The organism is Acinetobacter sp. NIPH 1852 (assembly GCF_022549455.1).
In the GTDB taxonomy this organism is placed as follows: domain Bacteria; phylum Pseudomonadota; class Gammaproteobacteria; order Pseudomonadales; family Moraxellaceae; genus Acinetobacter.
Genome location: NZ_JAKZGG010000005.1, coordinates 1 through 21481 on the forward strand (window position 1 = coordinate 1; position 21481 = coordinate 21481).

The 21481-nt window shown below is 40.7% G+C and carries 20 protein-coding genes, 2 tRNA genes and 1 other RNA gene; 8 read left to right on the forward strand and 15 right to left on the reverse strand.

Annotated elements, in window-relative coordinates; genetic code table 11:
* The 5 genes from MMO38_RS05345 to MMO38_RS05365 form a co-directional block, all read right to left on the reverse strand.
* On the reverse strand, positions 1-698 hold a 698-nt coding region (locus tag MMO38_RS05345; RefSeq protein ID WP_241322844.1), incomplete at its 3' end, for a GTP-binding protein.
* 92 nt (positions 699-790) lie between these two features.
* Positions 791-2929, reverse strand: coding sequence for an elongation factor G (gene fusA / locus MMO38_RS05350; RefSeq protein ID WP_005198082.1), 2139 nt, complete (start codon positions 2927-2929; stop codon positions 791-793).
* A 178-nt stretch (positions 2930-3107) separates the two neighbouring features.
* Positions 3108-3578, reverse strand: coding sequence for a 30S ribosomal protein S7 (rpsG, locus tag MMO38_RS05355; RefSeq protein ID WP_004638185.1), 471 nt, complete (start codon positions 3576-3578; stop codon positions 3108-3110).
* A gap of 160 nt (positions 3579-3738) precedes the next feature.
* Entirely contained in the window at positions 3739-4113 is a 375-nt protein-coding gene (gene rpsL / locus MMO38_RS05360) for a 30S ribosomal protein S12 (RefSeq protein WP_004648013.1), read from the reverse strand.
* Positions 4114-4282: 169 nt separating this feature from the next.
* Complete coding sequence (locus MMO38_RS05365) at positions 4283-5632, reverse strand: EcsC family protein (RefSeq protein ID WP_241322845.1); 1350 nt, start codon at positions 5630-5632, stop codon at positions 4283-4285.
* Positions 5633-5922: 290 nt separating this feature from the next.
* Between MMO38_RS05365 and MMO38_RS05370 the strand changes: the two genes are divergently transcribed.
* The 3 genes from MMO38_RS05370 (at position 5923) to MMO38_RS05380 (ending at position 8235) form a co-directional block, all read left to right on the forward strand.
* Positions 5923-7152: a beta-ketoacyl-ACP synthase II gene (locus MMO38_RS05370; RefSeq protein WP_004670084.1), complete on the forward strand. Its 1230-nt coding sequence runs from the start codon at positions 5923-5925 to the stop codon at positions 7150-7152.
* 32 nt (positions 7153-7184) lie between these two features.
* Complete coding sequence (locus tag MMO38_RS05375) at positions 7185-7637, forward strand: CopD family protein (protein ID WP_004670082.1); 453 nt, start codon at positions 7185-7187, stop codon at positions 7635-7637.
* A gap of 73 nt (positions 7638-7710) precedes the next feature.
* A complete protein-coding gene (locus MMO38_RS05380) occupies positions 7711-8235 on the forward strand; it encodes a hypothetical protein (protein ID WP_004670079.1) in 525 nt (174 codons plus the stop codon).
* Between the two features lie 55 nt (positions 8236-8290).
* Here the strand turns inward: MMO38_RS05380 and MMO38_RS05385 are convergent, their stop codons facing one another.
* Positions 8291-8455: a hypothetical protein gene (locus MMO38_RS05385; RefSeq protein ID WP_005198086.1), complete on the reverse strand. Its 165-nt coding sequence runs from the start codon at positions 8453-8455 to the stop codon at positions 8291-8293.
* An 868-nt stretch (positions 8456-9323) separates the two neighbouring features.
* On the opposite strand from MMO38_RS05385, the gene MMO38_RS05390 reads away from it, so the two are divergent.
* Positions 9324-10949 carry an NAD+ synthase gene (locus MMO38_RS05390; RefSeq protein ID WP_004670072.1) on the forward strand — a complete coding sequence of 542 codons (1626 nt, stop codon included), beginning with the start codon at positions 9324-9326 and terminating at the stop codon, positions 10947-10949.
* Entirely contained in the window at positions 10942-11973 is a 1032-nt protein-coding gene (locus MMO38_RS05395) for a hypothetical protein (protein WP_004670070.1), read from the forward strand. Before MMO38_RS05390 ends, MMO38_RS05395 begins: the two co-directional genes overlap by 8 nt.
* A gap of 114 nt (positions 11974-12087) precedes the next feature.
* Here the strand turns inward: MMO38_RS05395 and MMO38_RS05400 are convergent.
* The 5 genes from MMO38_RS05400 to coaD all read right to left on the reverse strand — a co-directional run bounded on the left by MMO38_RS05400 (position 12088) and on the right by coaD (position 13703).
* A tRNA-Met gene (locus tag MMO38_RS05400) sits at positions 12088-12164 on the reverse strand.
* Between the two features lie 261 nt (positions 12165-12425).
* Positions 12426-12502, reverse strand: a tRNA-Met gene (locus MMO38_RS05405).
* 62 nt (positions 12503-12564) lie between these two features.
* An RNA gene (gene rnpB, locus MMO38_RS05410) (RNase P RNA component class A) lies at positions 12565-12920 on the reverse strand.
* Positions 12921-12946: 26 nt separating this feature from the next.
* Positions 12947-13210: a YfhL family 4Fe-4S dicluster ferredoxin gene (locus MMO38_RS05415; protein WP_004670068.1), complete on the reverse strand. Its 264-nt coding sequence runs from the start codon at positions 13208-13210 to the stop codon at positions 12947-12949.
* A gap of 1 nt (position 13211) precedes the next feature.
* A complete protein-coding gene (coaD, locus tag MMO38_RS05420) occupies positions 13212-13703 on the reverse strand; it encodes a pantetheine-phosphate adenylyltransferase (RefSeq protein WP_004670066.1) in 492 nt (163 codons plus the stop codon).
* A 130-nt stretch (positions 13704-13833) separates the two neighbouring features.
* Between coaD and smpB the strand changes: the two genes are divergently transcribed.
* Positions 13834-14310, forward strand: coding sequence for an SsrA-binding protein SmpB (gene smpB, locus MMO38_RS05425; RefSeq protein ID WP_004670064.1), 477 nt, complete (start codon positions 13834-13836; stop codon positions 14308-14310).
* Between the two features lie 56 nt (positions 14311-14366).
* Here smpB and MMO38_RS05430 read toward each other — a convergent pair whose 3' ends face one another.
* From MMO38_RS05430 to rluD, 3 genes are all read right to left on the reverse strand, one after another.
* Complete coding sequence (locus MMO38_RS05430; protein WP_004670061.1) at positions 14367-14933, reverse strand: flavodoxin family protein; 567 nt, start codon at positions 14931-14933, stop codon at positions 14367-14369.
* A gap of 83 nt (positions 14934-15016) precedes the next feature.
* On the reverse strand, positions 15017-15757 hold the full coding sequence (gene pgeF / locus MMO38_RS05435) for a peptidoglycan editing factor PgeF (RefSeq protein ID WP_241322846.1): 741 nt from the start codon (positions 15755-15757) through the stop codon (positions 15017-15019).
* Positions 15758-15781: 24 nt separating this feature from the next.
* Positions 15782-16831, reverse strand: a complete 1050-nt coding sequence (rluD, locus tag MMO38_RS05440; RefSeq protein ID WP_034595178.1) for a 23S rRNA pseudouridine(1911/1915/1917) synthase RluD — start codon at positions 16829-16831, stop codon at positions 15782-15784.
* Between the two features lie 71 nt (positions 16832-16902).
* Here rluD and MMO38_RS05445 point away from each other — a divergent pair, with 71 nt between their 5' ends.
* Positions 16903-17889, forward strand: coding sequence for an outer membrane protein assembly factor BamD (locus MMO38_RS05445; RefSeq protein WP_121930182.1), 987 nt, complete (start codon positions 16903-16905; stop codon positions 17887-17889).
* Positions 17890-18257: 368 nt separating this feature from the next.
* Positions 18258-20138, forward strand: coding sequence for a DNA primase (locus MMO38_RS05450; RefSeq protein WP_004670053.1), 1881 nt, complete (start codon positions 18258-18260; stop codon positions 20136-20138).
* Between the two features lie 9 nt (positions 20139-20147).
* Here the strand turns inward: MMO38_RS05450 and hemA are convergent, their stop codons facing one another.
* Entirely contained in the window at positions 20148-21431 is a 1284-nt protein-coding gene (gene hemA, locus MMO38_RS05455; protein ID WP_241322847.1) for a glutamyl-tRNA reductase, read from the reverse strand.
* Positions 21432-21481 lie beyond the last annotated feature (50 nt).

Sequence of the window (21481 nt, forward strand, 5' to 3'; positions counted from 1 at the left end):
CGGCCAGTTACAACTGTACCACGACCAGAAATCGAGAATACATCTTCGATTGGCATTAGGAATGCTTTATCGATTGCACGCTCTGGCTCTGGAATGTAAGAGTCAAGTGCAGCAACTAAGTCGATTACAGCTTGTTCGCCATAAGGACCATCGTTACCGTTTAATGCTTGAAGCGCTGAACCACGGATGATTGGAGTGTCATCACCTGGGAAGTCATAAGTAGAAAGAAGTTCACGAACTTCCATTTCTACTAATTCAAGTAATTCTTCATCATCAACAAGGTCACACTTGTTTAAGAATACGATGATGTACGGTACACCAACCTGACGTGAAAGTAGGATGTGTTCACGAGTTTGTGGCATAGGACCATCAGTCGCAGCACATACAAGGATCGCGCCGTCCATCTGAGCAGCACCAGTAATCATGTTTTTAACATAATCGGCGTGGCCCGGGCAGTCTACGTGAGCGTAGTGACGGATTGGAGAATCGTATTCTACGTGTGATGTATTAATGGTAATACCACGTGCTTTTTCTTCAGGAGCTGAGTCGATTTGTGAGTAATCTTTCGCTTCACCGCCGTAAGTTTTTGCACAAATAGTTGCAATCGCAGCAGTTAAAGTTGTTTTACCATGGTCAACGTGACCAATTGTACCCACGTTTACGTGTGGTTTATTACGTTCAAACTTGGCTTTAGCCATGATGATCTTCCTTTATAAACTGCTCATGAGGGTCACCCATGAGCACTTGGTTTTTAACTAAGTTTTAGTTGGGTAATATAATAATCGAAAGATTACTCGTCGTCACCTTTTTTACCGCCAGTCTGGAACTTAGCGATGATGCCTTCAGCCACGTTACGTGGAGTTTCAGCGTATTTAGCGAATTCCATAGAGTAAGTCGCACGACCTTGAGACATAGAACGCATTTGAGTTGCGTAACCAAACATCTCAGCAAGAGGAACTTCTGCTTTAATCGCTTTTGTTCCACCAGGAAGATCGTCCATACCCTGAACCATACCACGACGACGGTTTAAGTCACCCATGATATCGCCCATGTAGTCTTCTGGAGTTTCAACTTCAACTTTCATGATTGGTTCAAGAAGAATCGGATCTGCTTTCATGAAACCATCACGGAAAGCGTAAGAACCCGCCATTTTGAACGACAATTCATCAGAATCGACATCATGGTAAGAACCGTCGAATAATGTCGCTTTGATACCCACAACAGGGTAACCAGCCAATACACCATTCTTCATACGTTCTTGAATACCTTTATCAACTGCGCCGAAGAATTCTTTAGGTACTACACCACCAACAACTTCTTCAACGAATTGGTAATCTTTACCAGCTTCTTCAACATCAAGCGGTTCAAGACGGACATATACATGACCGAACTTACCTTTACCACCAGTTTGACGTACGAATTTACCTTCTTGTTCAACAGACTTTTTGATCGTTTCGCGGTAAGCAACCATTGGTTTACCAATGTTCGCTTCAACGTTAAATTCACGCTTCATACGATCAACAAGAATATCAAGGTGAAGCTCACCCATACCAGCAATAATCGTTTGACCAGATTCTTCATCTGTACGAACGCGGAACGATGGATCTTCCTTAGCCAAACGACCTAAAGCAATTGACATTTTTTCTTGGTCAGCTTTAGTTTTTGGTTCAACAGCCAATGAAATTACTGGCTCTGGGAATTCCATACGCTCAAGTGTAATGATGTTTTTCTCATCACATAATGTATCACCGGTGGTCACGTCTTTAAGACCTACACACGCTGCGATATCACCTGCACGGATTTCATCAAGATCTTGACGTTCGTTCGCATGCATTTGCACGATACGACCGATACGTTCACGCTTAGATTTAACTGGGTTATAAACTGGATCACCTTGTTTAAGCACACCAGAATAAACACGTACGAATGTTAAGTTACCTACGAATTTGTCGTTCATGATTTTGAACGCAAGTGCAGAGAACGGTGCTTCGTCAGATGCTTCACGAATCGCTTTAGTTTCAGCTTTATCGTCAAGGATACCTTCGATTGGCTTAACTTCAGTCGGTGATGGTAAGAATTCAATAACAGCATCCAACATACGTTGAACACCTTTGTTTTTGAATGCAGTACCACAAAGCATAACTTGGATTTCACAAGCTAATGTACGAGCACGTAAACCTGCGATGACGTCTTCTCTAGAAAGCTCACCCTCTTCGAGGTACTTGTCCATTAACTCTTCTGAAGCTTCAGCAGCAGCTTCAACCATGTTAGTACGCCATTCATTAGCAGTATCAACTAAGTCAGCTGGGATCTCACCGTATTCAAACTGCATACCTTGAGACGCTTCATCCCAAATGATTGATTTCATTTCGATCAGGTCAACAACACCTGTGAATGTATCTTCAGCACCAATTGGTATAACGATTGGTACAGGATTACCGCCCAAACGTGTTTTAACTTGTTCAACCGCACGGAAGAAGTTTGCACCAGTACGGTCCATCTTGTTCACGAATGCTAAACGAGGCACTTTATATTTGTTCGCTTGACGCCATACAGTTTCAGACTGAGGCTGTACACCACCAACTGCACAGTAAACCATGCACGCACCGTCAAGAACACGCATAGAACGTTCAACTTCAATCGTGAAGTCTACATGTCCCGGGGTGTCAATTACATTAATACGGTGTTGTGGGAATTGTTTACTCATGCCAGACCAGAAACAAGTCGTTGCAGCAGAAGTAATGGTAATACCACGCTCTTGCTCTTGTTCCATCCAGTCCATTGTTGCTGCACCGTCATGTACTTCACCAATTTTGTGAGATACACCTGTGTAGAACAAAATACGTTCAGTTGTAGTTGTTTTACCTGCGTCAATGTGCGCAGAAATACCGATGTTACGGTAACGATTAATAGGGGTTTGGCGAGCCATGATGTCTTACATTCCTAAATGTTATATTTAAAACAGGGCGCATCAATGAAATTGATGCGCACGAATATTCAAGCAGGCAACTTAAATACCCGCAAAGCCTCCACTTTGATAGAGAGCGATGTTGAATCGAGCTACGGTATGCATGAATATTCTCCTGATTAGGGACTGTTTTATCCGTTTAGAAACGGTAGTGAGAGAAGGCTTTGTTGGCTTCAGCCATACGATGCACATCTTCACGTTTTTTGATCGCAGCACCTTTACCTTCAGCTGCATCAAGCAACTCACCAGCAAGACGTAAAGCCATCGTTTTTTCAGAACGCTTAGCAGCAGCATCTACTAACCAACGCATTGCTAAGGCAGTACGACGGGATGGGCGTACTTCCATAGGTACTTGATAAGTAGCGCCACCAACACGGCGTGCTTTAACTTCGACCATAGGACGAACTTTCTCAAGAGTAGTCTCGAAAAATTCAACTGGATCTACTTTGTTTTTTTCTTGAACACGTTCTAAAGCACCGTAAACGATACCTTCAGCAACAGATTTTTTACCATCTTGCATTACGTGGTTCATGAATTTAGCGATTGTTTGGCTGCTAAATTTTGGATCTGGAAGGATCTCACGAGCAGCGACTACGCGACGTCTTGGCATTTTAATACACCTAATAATATGACACTTCAGGATAATCCAGCAGTTTGTACAAGTGTCATGTACTCTACGCTGGCCTTACTATACGTCGCTTGAATTACAAATCTATGAAGAATTCAAACAAGCGAAACGCTAAAGGATTGCTTGTGCGGGCTTCCTAGAATTACTTCTTAGGACGCTTCGTACCGTATTTAGAACGTGACTGGTTACGATCTTTAACGCCAGCACAGTCTAAAGAACCACGAACGGTATGGTAACGTACACCTGGTAAGTCTTTAACACGACCACCACGGATAAGAACAACACTGTGCTCTTGTAAGTTATGACCTTCACCACCGATGTAGCTAGATACTTCAAAACCTGAAGTCAAGCGAACACGGCAAACCTTACGCATTGCTGAGTTTGGTTTTTTAGGTGTAGTCGTGTAAACACGTGTACATACACCACGACGTTGTGGACAAGCCTTCAACGCAGGAACTTTTGATTTTTCAATCAAAGTTGTACGACCCTTACGGATCAACTGATTTGTTGTTGCCATTTGGCAATTCTCCCGTTATTAAACAACCTCAAAAAGAAAAACACCTCTTTTCAAGGGCACACAATTGTAAGCTAAGAAGTATAAATGGTCAACATTGCAATACACAGCAAATGTTGACCATTCTTAGAATTAAATAGTTTTTTGAGTTGATCGATACATCATCAAAAATTTAACTATGTTTTGTTGAAGCAGGCTCTATATCAATGGTTTTTTTCTCACTCACAGCCTCTTGATCTTCATCCGCAAACAACTCATTTTGCTCTACTTTTAAAGCGGGTTGTTGTTCAGTATGCTCATGTTCAACAACATGTTGCTCAGCAAGTTGTTGGATACCATCCTCGACTTTTTCATCACTTTGAGTTTGCGTTCTCACATCTTCTTTGAATTGGACCGTGACATTGGTAATCACATTATTTTTCACATCATCCGATACAATCGCTTGATGTGACTCAGCACTTGTAGCCCCCAATCGCTTCGGATTCGTTTTTTTCAATAAGTCTTCAGCTTTATAATAGGCCTCTAATGGCGAAATATTCTCTGATGGATGTTCATTTAAATAGAAACGTGCTGCCCCAAAAACCGATTGAGATTTATGTCCAACATCTTCCAAAAACCGCCAACTATAAAAACCACCCAATGCAGCACCTGCAACTGGTATTAATTTTCCGATCACAGAAACTTGTGGAATATGATTTAGCCAACCCCATTTAAATTGGCCATCTTCATCCACCAACCATTTTTTGACGAGCTCAATATCATTATTTGAACCCAATATTTGTTGAAACTGCTGTAAATCATGAGTTTCCAACATGGATTTAAGGGCTTTTAAAGCAAGCAACAATGTCTGTTTCTCAGCAACAATGCCTAAATCAATTTCTTTAAAAATAAAAGCAACAACGTCTTGATCAACTTCTTCGGTTAAGTCAAACCCATGAGAGCGACCTGTTTGATAGATCGTTCTCAGTGCCAAAACAATTGAAGCAGGAATGTCGATCGCGGCACCCCATATACCCGTAGCACCTGTCACTAAACCCTGAGCTGCAGCCAATAGTTTATTTTGTTCAATCAATGCTTGGCTTAAACGTTGTGAACGCCCAGTATCATTGGTTAACTCAGCGATCGCGGTTACGCCAGCTTCCTCTAGGATTTTTTCAGTCATTGAACTATTTGAACTAAATTCATTTAACCATTGAAATAAATAGTCTGAGACTTTTTCACTTAGATCAGGAGATATAAAAGTGGCCACATTATTGACTTTGGTGTAGTGACGACCCAACAGTTGGTGCGATAATTTTGGAAATTGTTGGCGCAACATCTGTTGCGGACTTTCATATTTCTCCACCTCAAACGAGCCCTTCAAACGTGCATTTCCTTCAATCACATTGGATGAATCAAGACCTGCTACACCAGAAGTCGTTGGGGCAACTTGTAATTTTTGCAATTCCGAACTGAGCTTTTTAGCCACTCCAAAGGCTTGTGCAAATAAACCCGAAGATGGTTTGTTTTTAGATTTTGTCATCAAGTACCTCTGTTCTATATTCTGTGCATTTCTAGGTAAATACTAGGTTGAATACAGATTTATCTCAATGTTTATCTGTATACTTTCATCGTGTTTCTGTTCTAGCTCACGGATCATTACGAATATTTACACAACTGAAAATAGACATAAAATTTGCCATAAGAAATAAAAAACCTTTCTGTTATCATGATGTCATTCACTCATAAGCCATTTTAATCATTATATTCTCCTCGTTATTGTTCATAGAGATGATAAACAAGGCTTAGTATTACCATAAAAGGGATCAGTAAATGAAACGTGTTGTAATCACTGGTATGGGCATCAACTCATGCATCGGTAACTCTTTAGAAGAGGTCACTCATTCGTTAAAAAATGGAATCTCTGGGACACGTTTTAACCCAACTTATGCCGAACTGAATTTTAAAAGCCATGTCAGCGCAGCCGCAGAGCAAGATTTTGATGGTATTGACCGTAAAGTAAAACGCTTTATGGGTGTTTGTGCGATGTATGCCTACAATGCGGCTGTTGCGGCTGTTGAACATGCAGGCTTAAAAGCAGAAGACTTAGGTGATAACCCACGTTATGGTATTGCAGGTGGTAGCGGCGGCGGTTCAACTGCTTCTGTTGTAGAAATGACTGAACTTTTAGAAACGAAAGGCGCACGTAAAGTAGGCCCGTTCTTTGTACCTCGCAACATGACAAATACCATTACTGCAAACGTCGGTGTTGCATTTAAACTTCAAGGTGTAGCTCACTCTATCGCAAGTGCTTGTGCAACGTCTGCTGATGCAATCGGTTATGCATATAACCTCATTGCTTTAGGTAAACAAGATCTTATGCTCGCAGGTGGTGGTGAAGAAGATCACTGGTCACAAAGCTTACTGTTTGATGCAATGGGTGCTTTGTGTTCTAAATATAACGACACACCTGAAACTGCTTCACGTCCCTACTCTAAAGACCGCGATGGTTTCGTAATCGCAGGTGGCGGTGGTTTCGTAATTCTCGAATCTCTCGAACACGCTCAAGCACGTGGTGCAAAAATCTTAGCTGAAGTTGTTGGCTACGCAGCAAATAGCGATGGTGCAGACATGGTTGCACCGAGTGGCGAAGGCGCAACTCGCTGTATCTTGATGGCACTCGAAGAAGCGAAACAACACGGCGTTGAATCAATTGACTATGTAAATACACATGGTACTTCAACTCCTGCGGGCGACATCACCGAACTTAAAGCCATGGAGCGTGCATTTGGTGAGGGTAAAGTTCCACCTGTAAGCTCAACTAAATCGATGACTGGTCACAGCTTAGGTGCTGCTGGCGTTCACGAAGCAATCTACTCTGTTTTGATGTTACAAAATGACTTTATTGCACCGAACATCAATGTCACTGAGCTTGATGAAGGCGCGCAAGGTTTCGATATTGTACTTGAAAAACGTGATGCAAAACTGAATACTGTGATGAGTAACAGTTTTGGCTTTGGCGGCGTTAATGCCTGCCTTATTTTCAAGAAGTGGGATGCCTAAATCCCACGTGAAATACACTCGTAGGATTATCGATGGATGCACCTTCTGATGCTTTCTTGTGGGTAAAAGCATTACATATAATTGCTGTGGTATGTTGGTTCGCTGCATTGTTCTATCTACCACGTCTTTATGTTTATCATGCCATGAGTGAAGATGCGATTAGTCATCAACGCTTTGAAGTCATGGAACGTAAGTTATATCGCGGCATTATGTGGCCGTCTATGATTGCCACATTAGTGACTGCCCACTTTCTCGTTGAATGGGGCGATGCAACCCGACATTACCATGAAGCATTATGGTTTTATCTTAAAGTCGGCTTAGTCGGACTATTGGTGATTTACCATTTTGTGTGTGGTTATTATCGCAAAAAGTTGATTGGCAACGCGCACTACAAATCGCATAAGTTTTGGCGCTTTTTCAATGAAATGCCAACGCTGCTTTTATTTGCTATCATCATTTTAGTTGTTGTAAAACCTCAGTTTTAACTGGGGTTTTTTCTTTAGACTCAATATTAAAAACCTAGATTTTTTTAAACACCATCCATCTTAGATTCTCAAAATGTCCAAACTTTGGTATCGATTAACTCAAAAATTAAAAGCGAGATTCATTTCAAATTTGATTGTTTTTTTTAAAATAAATGAATTTGCTTATCGCGGACTCACTCAAGCTGAGATTGAGATGGCTCGCCCCGTCTTTGGCAATCTTATCGACTATTCACAAGTTAGAATTTTTAATATTCCCTACTTACCGTGGCAGCCCGTCAATATTTTCATTGCGCCGAACGGCAACCTATTCGTACACCAGCAAAATTATTGTCCAGATTATTCAATCTGCCCAATTCACCTAAAAGCAATTTTTATCCACGAACTTGCCCACATCTTGCAGCATCAGCAACATACCAATGTCATTTTTAAAGGGGCAATTTTACAATTGGGTTATTATTTAAGCTTTAAAAAATACAATCCCTATCACTACCAATTTATATCAGGCAAAGCATTTAATGATTACAACATTGAACAACAAGGCGATATTGCCCGCGATATTTTTCTGAAGAAAATCCCTAATATTATTTTGGAAAAATAAAAAGCCCTGTCATTTTATCTACAGGGCTTTTTATTTAAGTAAATCGCAATCAGCTTTACGCAGCAGAACCTTTGCGAGTTTCAGATTTGAGTTCATGACTATCATCCATTTCAGTCGTAAAATCTACACGCATTGCATCTTTAACAATTGTACCAACACGTCCTATACCAATTGCCAATCCAAACGCAACGACAGGAAATAAAATTACTGGAACTATCATTATGCTTACCTCTCTAATTTGATTTATAGGTGACAGCTAAAATCGTATTAATTCGATTTCGATTGATCTTGCTTTTGCAACATCACTGTCCCGACACGACCAACAACAATTGCTAAAGTTGCGGCCACCACTGGAAATAATATAATTGACATATTCGTCTCCTTAAAAATTAAACAAGATCAAACTTGTTGTTCTTTATATTGCAATAAAATCGTACCTAAACGTCCGACAACGATCGCTAGAACTGATGCAATGATAAGAAAAAATAAAATTGACATATGTGTTACCTCTCTTTTGTTTATTCACCACATGCTAGGATTTTCACCACAGTGTACATGTGTTCACATTGATTAGGATAATAGCAGTGCACGAATGTACACTCAAGTGTCGCAAAGAGATTCCCGACGAACGGTATACAAAACAACCAACAAACCATAAGCTATTGAATAAAATGTAATAATAATTTTAAAAGATCATTAATAAGAACTCATTAAACTCATTTTCTGATTATTTTTTACTTTTTAAATTCATTTAAAGCTGGCTTTTCTCGTCATTGATCTGTCATTTACACCTGAGAAAATGGTATGAAAAAACTCAGGTTGCATGATTAAAGCGATTCACAATCACAGCATAAGCACGAAAACACGCCAAAATACGAAAAACCACCGACACATCTTCGTATTTTATACAGAAAAACTTGTTATTTTTACGCAGTAAAATGTGCATTTAGTATATATTAGTCAACTTATGATTTCTCTTCTAGATATAGAATGTTTGGCGCCATGATATACACATGTTTTTAAAACTATACTTATATAAATCAAAAACTTGTATATCAGCATCAGTTAAGACTTAGGATTAGGTTTGAATGAAAAATTTTAAAATTGCCCTTGCTCAATTCTCTCCGCATATTGGCAATATTGACGCAAATACTCAAAAGATGGTTGAACAAGCTAATTTAGCGAAACAACAAAAGGCCGATTTAATCATCTTTCCTGAACTATCAACACTCGGTTACCCCGCCGAAGATTTGATAATTCGCCCAAATCTACAAAAACGTACTCAGAAAGCATTTGCTCAATTAAGTGAAGTCAAAGATATCGTTATGGTATTCGGTTTTGTAAATCAAACTGAAGATGGCCAGCGTTACAACTCTGCTGCGGTAATGAAGAATGGACAAGTTTTAGGAATCTACAATAAACACAACTTGCCTAATTACGGTGTGTTTGATGAGCGTCGTTACTTCCAAGAAGGTCATCAACATCTGGTATTTGAATATCAAGGTCACAAATTTGGTGTGCTGATTTGCGAAGATGTATGGTCATTGAACACAGTAAAACAACTCAGCCAGCTCAATGTTGAAACTGTACTCATCCTCAATGCTTCTCCTTATGAAGTTGGCAAGCCACAGCATCGTATTCAAAGCTTGAATGAACTTGCAAAACAATTAAGCTTGAATATTGTGTATGTGAACCAAGTCGGCGGACAAGATGACTTAATTTTTGATGGTTCTAGTTTTGTAAGTAATAACAACGGGCAAGTTGCGCTACAAGCACCAAGTTTCCAAGAATCTGTTTATTTTGCAGAATATGATGCAGAACAAAAACAATTTAAAACCGCAGAAACAACACCAACTTTAGATACTTTTGCTGAGATTTATCAAGCACTGGTCATGGCAACCCGTGATTACGTTCAACGCTCAGGCTTCCCTGGTGTTATCTTAGGTCTGTCTGGCGGTATTGATTCAGCTTTGACACTTGCAATTGCTGTTGATGCGATTGGAGCAGATAAAGTACAAGCGGTGATGATGCCTTATACCTACACCTCTCAAATGAGTGTAGAAGATGCGACAGAACAAGCTCGTCGCATGGGTGTGACATTTGGTATCGCTGAAATTCATCCGATCGTAAATAGCTTCATGCAAACCTTATTTCCATTCTTTGGCAATAGTCCTGCGGATGCAACTGAAGAGAACCTACAAGCGCGTACGCGTGGCACACTGTTGATGGGACTCTCCAATAAATTTGGTAATTTAGTTCTGTCTACAGGTAACAAATCTGAAATCTCTGTCGGTTATTGTACGTTGTATGGCGATATGGTTGGTGGCTTCTCTGTACTGAAAGATGTCTACAAAACGATTGTATTTGAACTCGCAAAATACCGTAATACACTGAGTGAAACACCTGTGATTCCTGAACGTGTGATCACTCGACCACCATCAGCAGAGTTACGTCCTGATCAAAAAGATCAAGACTCATTGCCAGCCTATGATGTACTTGATGCAATCTTATATGCTTATATAGAAGAAGATCTCAGCCAAGCAGACATTATCGCAAAAGGCTACCAAGCCGAAGTGGTAGAAAAAGTGATTCGCTTGGTCGATCGTAATGAATATAAACGTCGTCAAGGCGCAATTGGACCACGTATTAGTTCACGTGCTTTCAATCGCGAACGACGCTACCCTATCGTCAACGGATGGACCGCGAATGACTGAACAAATTGTTTCTGAAAAGTCACAATTACTTGCTCAAGCACTTTTGCTTGAGCAAGTTTCATTTTATAAAACTCAACTCACCACGCAACTTTCTGCTGATTTTTTTCAGCAATTCATTCAATTATTTTTACAACACGCACCCAACATTCAACTCAAAGAAGTCATTGAGTTAGAACAAATCCAAGCCGTTGTTAAACGTTATGCCTTTGAAATGCAGTTAGGCGCAGGTTTATTAGAGTTTATTGGTGAAATCGCACAAAAACTTCATGTCTTTTCTTTGCAGTCATCAGCACAATTACAGGATGTATTTTCAGATCAACAATTTGAAATATGGCTGTCTAAATTTTTAGAACTTGAAAATATTCGCCATTACCTGAATCATTTCTTAAAAGAAAGCCCATCGATTCAACAGCTCTGCCAATATATCGCAACAACCACTCTGCAAAATAAATTACCAAAACTATTTTCACAAACAGATGAAGAACGTATTTCTGACAGCAAATATGAGTGGCAACAAAAACTAAAAACCTTTTCCCACCGTCAACAACAGCGTATCGAACATAAAATAGAAGAAAGTATTGCTCGCTTTATTCAAGAACAACTCGTCGATTTAAGCCTACTTTCAAATGATGATTTAGAAAGCCTTGCACGTAATATTTGGGATGACAACAAAGCCAAACCGCTATCAGAGTATACCAAGCAAGTCACCCCACTCGATGTCGAAGAATTCTTTGTCATGATCTACGAATATTGGAAAGAATTACGCCAATCCTCATTCCTTCAAGATCTTATTTTATATGGCGTAAAAGTCTTTTATGACTTTTATAAAGACGAAAGCTTAGAAGATGTTTTCACTGCAATTGGACTAGAAGAAAGCGACCTTCAAAATGAAGCTGTTCGTTTTTATCCAAAGGTTGTGGCGGCTTTAGATGAACACGGTGTTTTGGAACCGATCATCACCATGATTTTAAAACCTTTCTATGAAAATCCCCAGACTTTAGCCTGCATCGAAAAACACTTATAAAAAATAACAGCCTGTCCATAAATGACTTATTGACGGGCTTTTTTAGTGCTCCAATTTATCATCCATATACAAATAACAGATAAAAAAAACCACGCAGGAGCGTGGTTTATAAAATGGTGGCTATGACGAGACTTGAACTTGTGACCCCCGCATTATGAGTGCGGTGCTCTAACCAACTGAGCTACATAGCCGTAAACTGTGAGCGCATTATCTAGGGTTCTACTGAGCAGGTCAAGCCTATGACTTTGAAAATACAAAACATATGCACATTTTTTACGCGCTTAATTTGCGATTGTTCATTTTTCAACACAAGCAACAACACATATTAAAATTCAATCAATATTTACAATAGATTGAATTTAAAAATCCAAAAATCAACGATTAAAATAATTTTTTAAGTTTGACAAAAACAACAGATAAAAAGAGACCACGCAGGAGCGTGGTCTATAAAATGGTGGCTATGACGAGACTTGAACTTGTGACCCCCGCATTATGAGTGCGGTGCTCTAACCAACTGAGCTACATAGCCGAAAACTGTGCGCGCATTATCTAAACTTTTACTACACACGTCAAGCACAATTTTTAAAAAATCTGGGAAGTGGGCCTGTAAGCCGGGTTCTGTCGAGGACGATCATTCCTCTAGGCGTACAATCACTCGTACGCTCAAGCGACCTACCCGAATCCAGCACGGGCCGTGCCTCAGGATTCCTATTTGGTCTTGCTTCTGGTGGGGTTTACCTTGCCGTGAACTGTTACCAGACACGCGGTGCGCTCTTACCGCACCCTTTCACCCTTACCTCACGAATGAGGCGGTCTACTCTCTGCTGCACTTGCCGTCGGTTTACACCGCCCAGGCGTTACCTGGCACCCTGCCCTATGAAGCCCGGACTTTCCTCCCCTGTTTCAGTCACGGAGACCTCCACAGCAGCGACCGTCCAGCCCACTTCGTCGCGCATATTAGCAAAGTTCGAACTTAATTGCTCGATTTTTTTTGCGCTGTTAATTTTTTATATTTCTGCATGAGTTCATCATGTGATTCGGCATGCTGAGGATCCAGTGGAATACAATCCACTGGACAAAACAACTGACACTGTGGCTGATCAAAGTGCCCGATACACTCTGTACAAAGTGCAGGATCAATCTCATAAATCAGCTCGCCCATATAAATCGCTTCATTGGGGCACACAGGTTCACAGACGTCACAGTTAATACATTCATCTGTAATATATAAGGACACGTTACCAGCCTTGTTGATGTTTACGTTCAAAAGCCTCAACCACTACGGGAGGCACAAATTTAGCTACATCACCTTTTAAACGCGCAATCTCTCTGACCAAAGTCGATGAAATAAATGAATATTGCTCAGATGGCGTTAAAAATACCGATTCAAATTGTGGATCAAGTTGGCGATTCATATTTGCCAACTGAAACTCATACTCAAAATCTGAAATTGCTCTTAAACCACGCAGTACCGCTGTCGCACGTTGTTCACGGAAGAAGTTGACTAACAAACCATCAAACCCCACAAATTCTACATTATTTAGGTGGCTTAATGATGTTTTGGCTAATGCTACACGCTCTTCTAAGCTAAACACTGGATTTTTATGGTGACCAATCGCAATCGCAACAACCACTTCATCAAACATTTTTGATGCTCTTGCAACCAAGTCGACATGTCCATTGGTAATTGGATCAAAAGTCCCTGGATAAATCACACGTGTTTTAGACATGCGTTGTACTCTGCGTAAATGAGATAAGTTGGGTATTTTAACAAAAGTTAAGCATAAACGCGAAATTCCTAAATGATGGAAAAAGATTACGTTTTACGGCACAATAAGCACAATTGTGGAAGTTTGAATTATGGCGAAAGCAACAGTAGTAAAAAAACATAATGGTGGCACGATTGCTCAAAACAAAAGAGCGCGTCACGATTACTTTATTGAAGAAAAATTCGAAGCTGGCATGTCGTTGCAAGGCTGGGAAGTTAAATCCCTACGCGCTGGTCGGATGAGCTTAACTGAAAGTTATGTGACTTTTAAAAATAATGAAGCATTTTTATTTGGTGCACAAATTCAGCCTTTGTTGTCTGCCTCAACGCACGTCGTTCCAGAAGCAACCCGCACGCGTAAGTTGCTCCTTTCTCGTCGTCAATTAGAACACCTATTGGGTGCAGTCAACCAAAAAGGTTATACCTGTGTTCCTTTAGCCTGTTATTGGAAAGGTCATTTGGTCAAGCTAGAAATTGCACTGGTAAAAGGTAAGCAATTGCATGACAAACGTGCCACGGAAAAAGACCGTGACTGGCAACGTGACAAATCAAGAATGCTGCATAAGTAATAAAAAACCTCCAAATCATGATGATTGGAGGTTTTTTTATGGCTGAAAAATTCATTTTATAAATGCTTTAACTTTAGCTCAGCCAAATATTTCCCAAATTTTCGTGCCGTTTCCAAGTCACCTTCGGGTGGTGTGATTTCTACGCTGGCATTATCAGACTGTGTCATTAAACCTAAAAAGCTCGACATACGGTTAATATCCTGTGGACTGCGCCCTGTCGGCATAAATGGTAATCCTGCCCATAACATGCCATGTTGCATCGCAAATAAATTAATTTGCTGCAATACCGCGAGCTTATCACCACTCAGCCCACCGCCATTGGTAAAACCCGCAGCCAATTTCCCTTGCCATGACCGTGCTAACCAACGCTTAGAAGAATCTTCCATAAACTGTTTTAATGCAGACGTCAGACTCCCCATATACGTTGGGCAGCCCATGACTAAAACATCCGCTTGATCAAGCAATTCCCATAGCGGTGCTGCAACAGAAATCAGGTGAACTTCTGCACCAGCTTGCTCTGCACCTTGCGCTATATGTTGCGCGACTTTAGCTGTATGACCATAAGGACTATGATAAATCACACAAACTTTAACTTTGGGAGTGTCTTGATCAATAACGAACATGGAAAATTTAAAAACCAATGAATTGAATCAAGTTTAACATTTTTCTCAGATACAAGGCGAATCAAGCGCATAAAGAATGCAATTTATTGCATAAAAACAAAGGTCGCCATGCGGCCTGTTTTCGCATCACGGCGATGAGAAAAAAAGTCTTGCGCCTGTTGATAAGAGCATTGATCTCCACCCACAATCGTCTCAACACCTAAACGATTGAGGATAAATCGAGCAATCGCATATAAGTCAGCTTGATATTTCCCTTCAATCTGACCAGCAATAAAAGCACTTTCTAGTTCGGGATATTTCTCACAAAAAGCCGCTTTTACTTCTGCTCCGACTTCAAAACAAGGCTGGCTAATCGCCGCACCTAACCATGCCCAAGTCGGCTGTGATCGCATTTCATTGACTGTATTTTCAACAATACCACTGGCCAAGCCACGCCAACCTGCATGTAGATTGGCAACTTCATTTCCTTCGGCATTGCCCAATACCACAGCCAAACAATCAGCTGTCATCATCATTAAGGCATGACCTGTACGCTGCGTGACTAAGCCATCACCTTCAAGCGCAGTAAATGGAATTTGCTCATTGATGGTATGACAAATGGTGCTATGCGTTTGAGTCATCCATGTCAGTTTATCCACTCCGAACTGAGACAACTCACGCAACAACACCATACGATGCTGTTGAACACGTTGCACATCATCATTGACATGCAATGCCAAATTAAATCCATAAAGATTTTTATTTTCAGTTGCAATCATTTGAGGATGTTCAATTCGTGTTTGTCCAACATATACACCTTTAGGCAAACCTTGTACAAATTCCATGCCTTAATTCCTTAACATCTTTGCTTAATAAGCCTCATTTTCACTACGAAGCACTTCAAGTAATTTAATAAAGTCTTCAGGCCACGGCGCTTCAAACATCATTTCTTCACCTGTGCGTGGGTGAACGAGTCCAAGTTTCGCGGCATGTAAGGCTTGACGCTTAAAATTACGCAACATATCAGTTAAGGTTGCTGAAGCCCCAGCTGGAAAGCGCACACGGTTGACATACACAGGATCTCCAACGAGTCCGTGACCAAGATAGCTAAAGTGCACACGGATTTGATGCGTACGCCCTGTTTCTAATTGCGCTTGTACACGGGTAAAGTCTCGGAAACGCTCTTTTACATTATAGTGGGTCACAGCATCGCGCCCGCCCGGCAGGATCGCCATTTTGACACGATCAACAGGATGACGTTTGATCGGTTCATCAATCGTTCCGCCCGCGATGATATTGCCGTATGTAACAAGATCATAAACACGATAAACCGTTTTCTTTGCCAGTTGTTTACTGAGTGAAAATTGCGCTTCTAATGTTTTCGCAACCACCAATAAGCCACTGGTATCTTTATCGATACGATGCACCAAACCTGCACGAGAAAGTTCCGCAAGTTTAGGACAGTGATAAAGTAAAGCATTGACCAGTGTTCCTGAGGGATTACCCGCACCCGGATGAACCACCATGCCAATCTCTTTATTAATCACGATAATATCGTCATCTTCATAGACAATATTGAGTGGAATATTTTCAGGTTGGCTCGAGGTTTGCGCTTCAAGCTCAACGTCGAGTGTGAGTAACTCATTGCCTTCACAGCGGTACTTGGGCTTAACAATGTTACCATTTACCAACAGATGGCCGTCTTTCATCCACTGTTTAAGTTTTTCACGAGAAAACTCACTCCAAACCAATGCCGCTACTTGATCAATACGTTGACCTAAATAGTCTTCATCGAGTTGAATTTGCAACGATAAACGTGTTGCAGTTGAGTCAGAAGTATGATTATCTGCATCGACAGATTCTTCGAGTAAGAAATCTGTTTCAGATACGTTTGAATTGGAAGATTGTGCTGAAGTCATTTGATGATCGGTACAAAAATGGTTTAATACAACCATTGTAGCTCATTGCCCAGAATAACAGAGGAGTTTTTATGTCGCTACCACGTTATAAAATTACGATGCTTGCACTATCTTTAGGTGTGGCATCTGCATTTGTGGGCTGTAGCAGCAATCCAAGCAAGAAAGAAGTGGTTGATAAAGGACCACAATCGAGTGAACAAATTTATTTTGAAAAAGCGCAAAAATCGCTAGAGCGCAATCAATACACTGATGCCGTAAAGTCACTGGAAGCCTTGGATACCTACTATCCAACTGGGCAATACACGCAGCAAGCGCAACTCGAACTTCTCTACGCCAAATTTAAACAGAAGGATTATGAAGGGACAATCGCGCTTGCAGATCGTTTCATTCGTTTAAATCCTCAACATCCAAATGTTGATTATGCCTACTATGTTCGCGGTGTTGCGAATATGGAAATGAATTACGATAGCTTGATTCGCTATACATCATTACAACAATCACACCGTGATGTGAGCTATGTCAAAGTTGCTTATCAAAACTTTGTTGATTTAATCCGTCGTTTTCCTAGCAGCCAGTATTCGGTTGATGCTGCGCAACGGATGAAATTTATTGGTCAAGAACTTGCTGAAAATGAAATGAATGCAGCACGTTTTAATATCAAGCGTAAAGCATGGCTTGCTGCTGCTGAGCGTGCACAATGGGTCATTGAGCATTATCCTCAAACGCCTCAAACGCCGGAAGCATTAGCAACACTTGCTTATAGTTATGACAAACTGGGTGATAAAGCAACATCACAACAATACGTTGAAATATTAAAACTGAACTATCCAAATTTGGTCAAATCAAATGGTGACGTGAATTTACGTGCAGCACGTAAAGAAGGCAGTTGGGTCAATCGCGCTACCTTGGGTTTATTAGGTCGTGAGACTCAGACTGTTGATACTGAAGAAAATGATGTTAAAACTGAGCAACAACGCAGTTTAACCAATCGCTTAAGTTTCGGTTTATTCGACAAACCAGAAACTGAACAAACCAGCGAAGAAGATGCCGCAAATTAATTCTGCGATCACAATCTGATTCAGCAAACAGGCAAGTCACCCCTTGCCTGTTTTTCATTTTCTAGTTACTAAATCACAGATACAATTTCCCCTGCAATACGATACTCGGAAACGTCACCCACAACCTGCGTGGTATCAAAAGAGTAACAAGGCTTGTATACTAAATACTGTATTTAAAGAAATACATAAAGTGAACAGGTTTTGTGGTGAGCTGCGATTATAGCAGCGCAAGATGCCTTTCTTGCGAAGCGTTGCTTCTCATTTGGGCAAAACCAAAGTAGGTCGAACCGAAGGTTTATCCTAAAATTGGATGAGCGCTAAACAAGACTCCGCTAAAGACATTTAATTCTTCTTATTGGTTAAACCTTATGGCTATTCCACAACATACGATTGATCAAATTTTAGATCGAACCGACATTGTCGATTTGATCGGTCAGCGTGTGAAGTTAAAAAAAACAGGAAGAACCTATTCAGGCTGTTGCCCATTCCATCAAGAAAAAACACCGTCTTTTCATGTGTATCGAGACAAACAGTATTTCCATTGCTTCGGCTGTCAGGCCAATGGCAATGCAATTCGATTCTTGATGGATATTGATAGTCGGAACTTCGTCGATGTGATGCAGGACTTATCAAATAAAACGGGCGTCGAGCTACCCAAAGACAACCATGACAATAAAAAACTTTCTTATAAGCGTAGTACCCAAGTAGCGGTGAATCCACCAACACAAACAACTCATAGTCCAACGCCAAATCCAGCCGTCATTGATGAACCAATTGATGGTCATTTTGTTGATATGGATCGCTACATGGATGATCCTTTTGCCCAATTTGATCCATCATTTAACAGGGATGAATATGTGCAGGAAGGAAATCTATATGACCTTTTGGAAAATGTAGCGCAATTTTATGAACGCCAATTACCCAATAATCAAAAGGCACAAAATTATTTTAAACAGCGCGGTTTATCTGCTCAAACCATTCAATTTTGGCGTTTAGGGTATGCACCCGAAGATTGGCAACATCTCGAAAAAGCCTTTCCTCAAGATATTGAAGGCTTGAAACAACTGGGGCTGATTCGCTCAAGTGATAGCGGTCGAGATTTTGATTTATTACGTGAAAGGGTAATTTTTCCGATTCGTGACCATAAGGGTCGAGTGGTCGGTTTTGGTGGTCGTGCACTCAACAATGAGATCAAACCTAAATATATCAACTCCCCAGATTCTGAAGTCTTTCATAAAAATCAATTGCTTTATGGGCTATACGAAGGGCGTAAACAAAAAGCCAATGACTGGCTAATGGTTGAAGGTTATATGGATGTGATTGCCCTACAGCAGTATGGCATCAATGGCGCAGTGGCGACGCTTGGAACTGCAAGTAATGCAGATCATTTAAATACCTTGTTTAAACAAAACTCACGAATCACTATCGCCTTTGATGGTGATGCTGCGGGACAAAAAGCAGCACGTCGAACTTTGGAAATCGCACTCCCCTTACTCAACGATGGACGTGAGTTAAAGTTTTTCGTACTTCCAAATGAACATGACCCAGACTCTTTAATTCGTCGTGAAGGTTTAGAAAGTTTCCAGAAATTATTACAACAAGCGCCTCTACTCTCTGACTTTGTATTTGCCCATCTGACTGGACAGCATGACATCAGTTCACCTGAAGGTAAAAGCTTAGTGATGGGAGAACTGCGTGAATTGACAGAATTATTGCCGAAGCATGGTTCATTTCGTTATTTGCTGACACAATCTTTCCGTGAAAAATTAGGTCTAGGCAAACGTTTTACTCCTCAAGTCAGCCATGATGCATCTTTATCTTTCAATATTCACACCAAAGATGAAGACTTTGCGATTGCAATATTAATGCATCACCCTTATCTGTATATTCACTTTGAAGAACTTCGTGCGGTCATTGATCCAACTGAACTCTTAGCCAAAATATTGGCAGTACTGAATACTGTGTTTGATGATTTACCTGATGATCAAGAGTTAGCAACCTATTATGTACTTGGTGCATGTAGCAGCTATGCTCATGAGCTTGCCGATATTATGCAGCGTACCAATATTCAGTCACTCACTGAAGCGCCTGAAATTGCAGATAAACTGGCAAAAGAATATGCTTTGGGACTACAAGAAAAATATTTAAGATTAAAACTTAAATCACCAATTTCTTTAATTGAATCACGTAATTTACGTCAGCAACTCAATGAACTAACGAAACAAATTAGTCTACGCTTATTGTCTTAGTCACAAGCTTTACTGTTTCGGCTTACGTTCATGCTCAAATACGTCGTGCAGATGTTGTTGTAACCATTCGAAGTAGTCAGGATTTTCAGCTTTGGCAGCCTCTCTTAATAAAATCGAAGTAGGATGCATTAACTTTTGACTTAAACGGTGGGCAAATTCTTGTAAAACCTGTTCAGGTGCATGACCATGTTGTAATGACTCTAAAGCATGTGCCAACTCATGCTGACTCATTTCTTCGCTATGTTGTCGATAGGCTTGAATCGTGCCACTTGCTTCTTTGACTTTTTGTTGGGTCATCAATTGAGTCGCCAATTGATTGACCATGATCTCAGCTTCAACAGCAGCCTGACGTCGTTGCGCTAAATTCTCTTCAATGACGCTTTGTAAATCATCCACACCATATAAATAAACGTTATCCAATGATTCTACTTTCGGATTTATATCGCGTGGAACAGCCAAATCAACCATCAGCATTTGTTGATAACGGCGTCTTTTTAATGCGACTTTAACGTCATTATATTCAATCACTTGATGCAAACTACCTGTACAGCTTGAAATCACATCAGCTCTATGTAAATTTTGTGCTAACTCTGAGAAAGAAATAATTTCAACATCAGCTTGATGTGCAAGTTCTTGTGCCAATTGATCAGCTCGTTCACGACTACGATTGCAAATAATGATTTTAGCCACTCCCATTTCAGCCAAATGTTTGGCAACAAGAGTATTCATCTCACCTGCCGCAACCACCATCACTGTTAATTTTTCTGGATGACTAAAGACCTGAGAAGCGAGCTGGGCAACAGCATATCCCATAGATACGGCATGGCTGCCAACAGAGGTTTCTGAGCGAACGCGTTTCGCCGCATAAAAAGCATATTCAAAAATGCCATTTAACTCTGGAGAAATGGTTTCGGCATCTTTAGACAGGGCTAATGCACTTTTCACTTGCCCTAAGATTTGTGGCTCACCCAGCATGAGTGAATCCAAACCACTTGCCACGCGCATCAAATGTGTAACAGCTTGGGCATTTTCGTAACGATAAACATGATGAATCAATTGTTTAACATCAATATTATTCACTTGGGCGAGCCAATGCAGGACGCTATCCACATCCTCAGTCATGGCATACACTTCCGTCCGATTACATGTAGACACCACCACCATATCTTTAAGCGCTGGGTGTTGGTGTCGATCAAGCAATAGCGTGGTCAATCGCTCTGCATTGAAAGCAATTTGCTCACGGAGTTCGACAGAAGCTGTCTGATGGTTGACACCCAGTGCAAAGAAAGACATATCAGATCATCATTCCGCTAAATTTATGCTATTGTGCAACATCGGTGTCA

Excerpts from the sequence above, each read along its gene's own strand:
- fusA (WP_005198082.1), bottom strand. The coding sequence starts at position 2,929 with ATGGCTCGCCAAACCCCTATTAATCGTTACCGTAACATCGGTATTTCT.
- smpB (WP_004670064.1), top strand. The coding sequence starts at position 13,834 with ATGGCGAAAGCAACAGTAGTAAAAAAACATAATGGTGGCACGATTGCT.
- MMO38_RS05395 (WP_004670070.1), top strand. The coding sequence starts at position 10,942 with ATGACTGAACAAATTGTTTCTGAAAAGTCACAATTACTTGCTCAAGCA.
- rpsG (WP_004638185.1), bottom strand. The coding sequence starts at position 3,578 with ATGCCAAGACGTCGCGTAGTCGCTGCTCGTGAGATCCTTCCAGATCCA.
- pgeF (WP_241322846.1), bottom strand. The coding sequence starts at position 15,757 with ATGGAATTTGTACAAGGTTTGCCTAAAGGTGTATATGTTGGACAAACA.
- MMO38_RS05445 (WP_121930182.1), top strand. The coding sequence starts at position 16,903 with ATGTCGCTACCACGTTATAAAATTACGATGCTTGCACTATCTTTAGGT.
- rluD (WP_034595178.1), bottom strand. The coding sequence starts at position 16,831 with ATGACTTCAGCACAATCTTCCAATTCAAACGTATCTGAAACAGATTTC.
- rpsL (WP_004648013.1), bottom strand. The coding sequence starts at position 4,113 with ATGGCAACAACAAATCAGTTGATCCGTAAGGGTCGTACAACTTTGATT.
- MMO38_RS05370 (WP_004670084.1), top strand. The coding sequence starts at position 5,923 with ATGAAACGTGTTGTAATCACTGGTATGGGCATCAACTCATGCATCGGT.
- MMO38_RS05390 (WP_004670072.1), top strand. The coding sequence starts at position 9,324 with ATGAAAAATTTTAAAATTGCCCTTGCTCAATTCTCTCCGCATATTGGC.
- MMO38_RS05375 (WP_004670082.1), top strand. The coding sequence starts at position 7,185 with ATGGATGCACCTTCTGATGCTTTCTTGTGGGTAAAAGCATTACATATA.
- coaD (WP_004670066.1), bottom strand. The coding sequence starts at position 13,703 with ATGTCTAAAACACGTGTGATTTATCCAGGGACTTTTGATCCAATTACC.
- hemA (WP_241322847.1), bottom strand. The coding sequence starts at position 21,431 with ATGTCTTTCTTTGCACTGGGTGTCAACCATCAGACAGCTTCTGTCGAA.
- MMO38_RS05365 (WP_241322845.1), bottom strand. The coding sequence starts at position 5,632 with ATGACAAAATCTAAAAACAAACCATCTTCGGGTTTATTTGCACAAGCC.
- MMO38_RS05380 (WP_004670079.1), top strand. The coding sequence starts at position 7,711 with ATGTCCAAACTTTGGTATCGATTAACTCAAAAATTAAAAGCGAGATTC.
- MMO38_RS05385 (WP_005198086.1), bottom strand. The coding sequence starts at position 8,455 with ATGATAGTTCCAGTAATTTTATTTCCTGTCGTTGCGTTTGGATTGGCA.
- MMO38_RS05430 (WP_004670061.1), bottom strand. The coding sequence starts at position 14,933 with ATGTTCGTTATTGATCAAGACACTCCCAAAGTTAAAGTTTGTGTGATT.
- MMO38_RS05450 (WP_004670053.1), top strand. The coding sequence starts at position 18,258 with ATGGCTATTCCACAACATACGATTGATCAAATTTTAGATCGAACCGAC.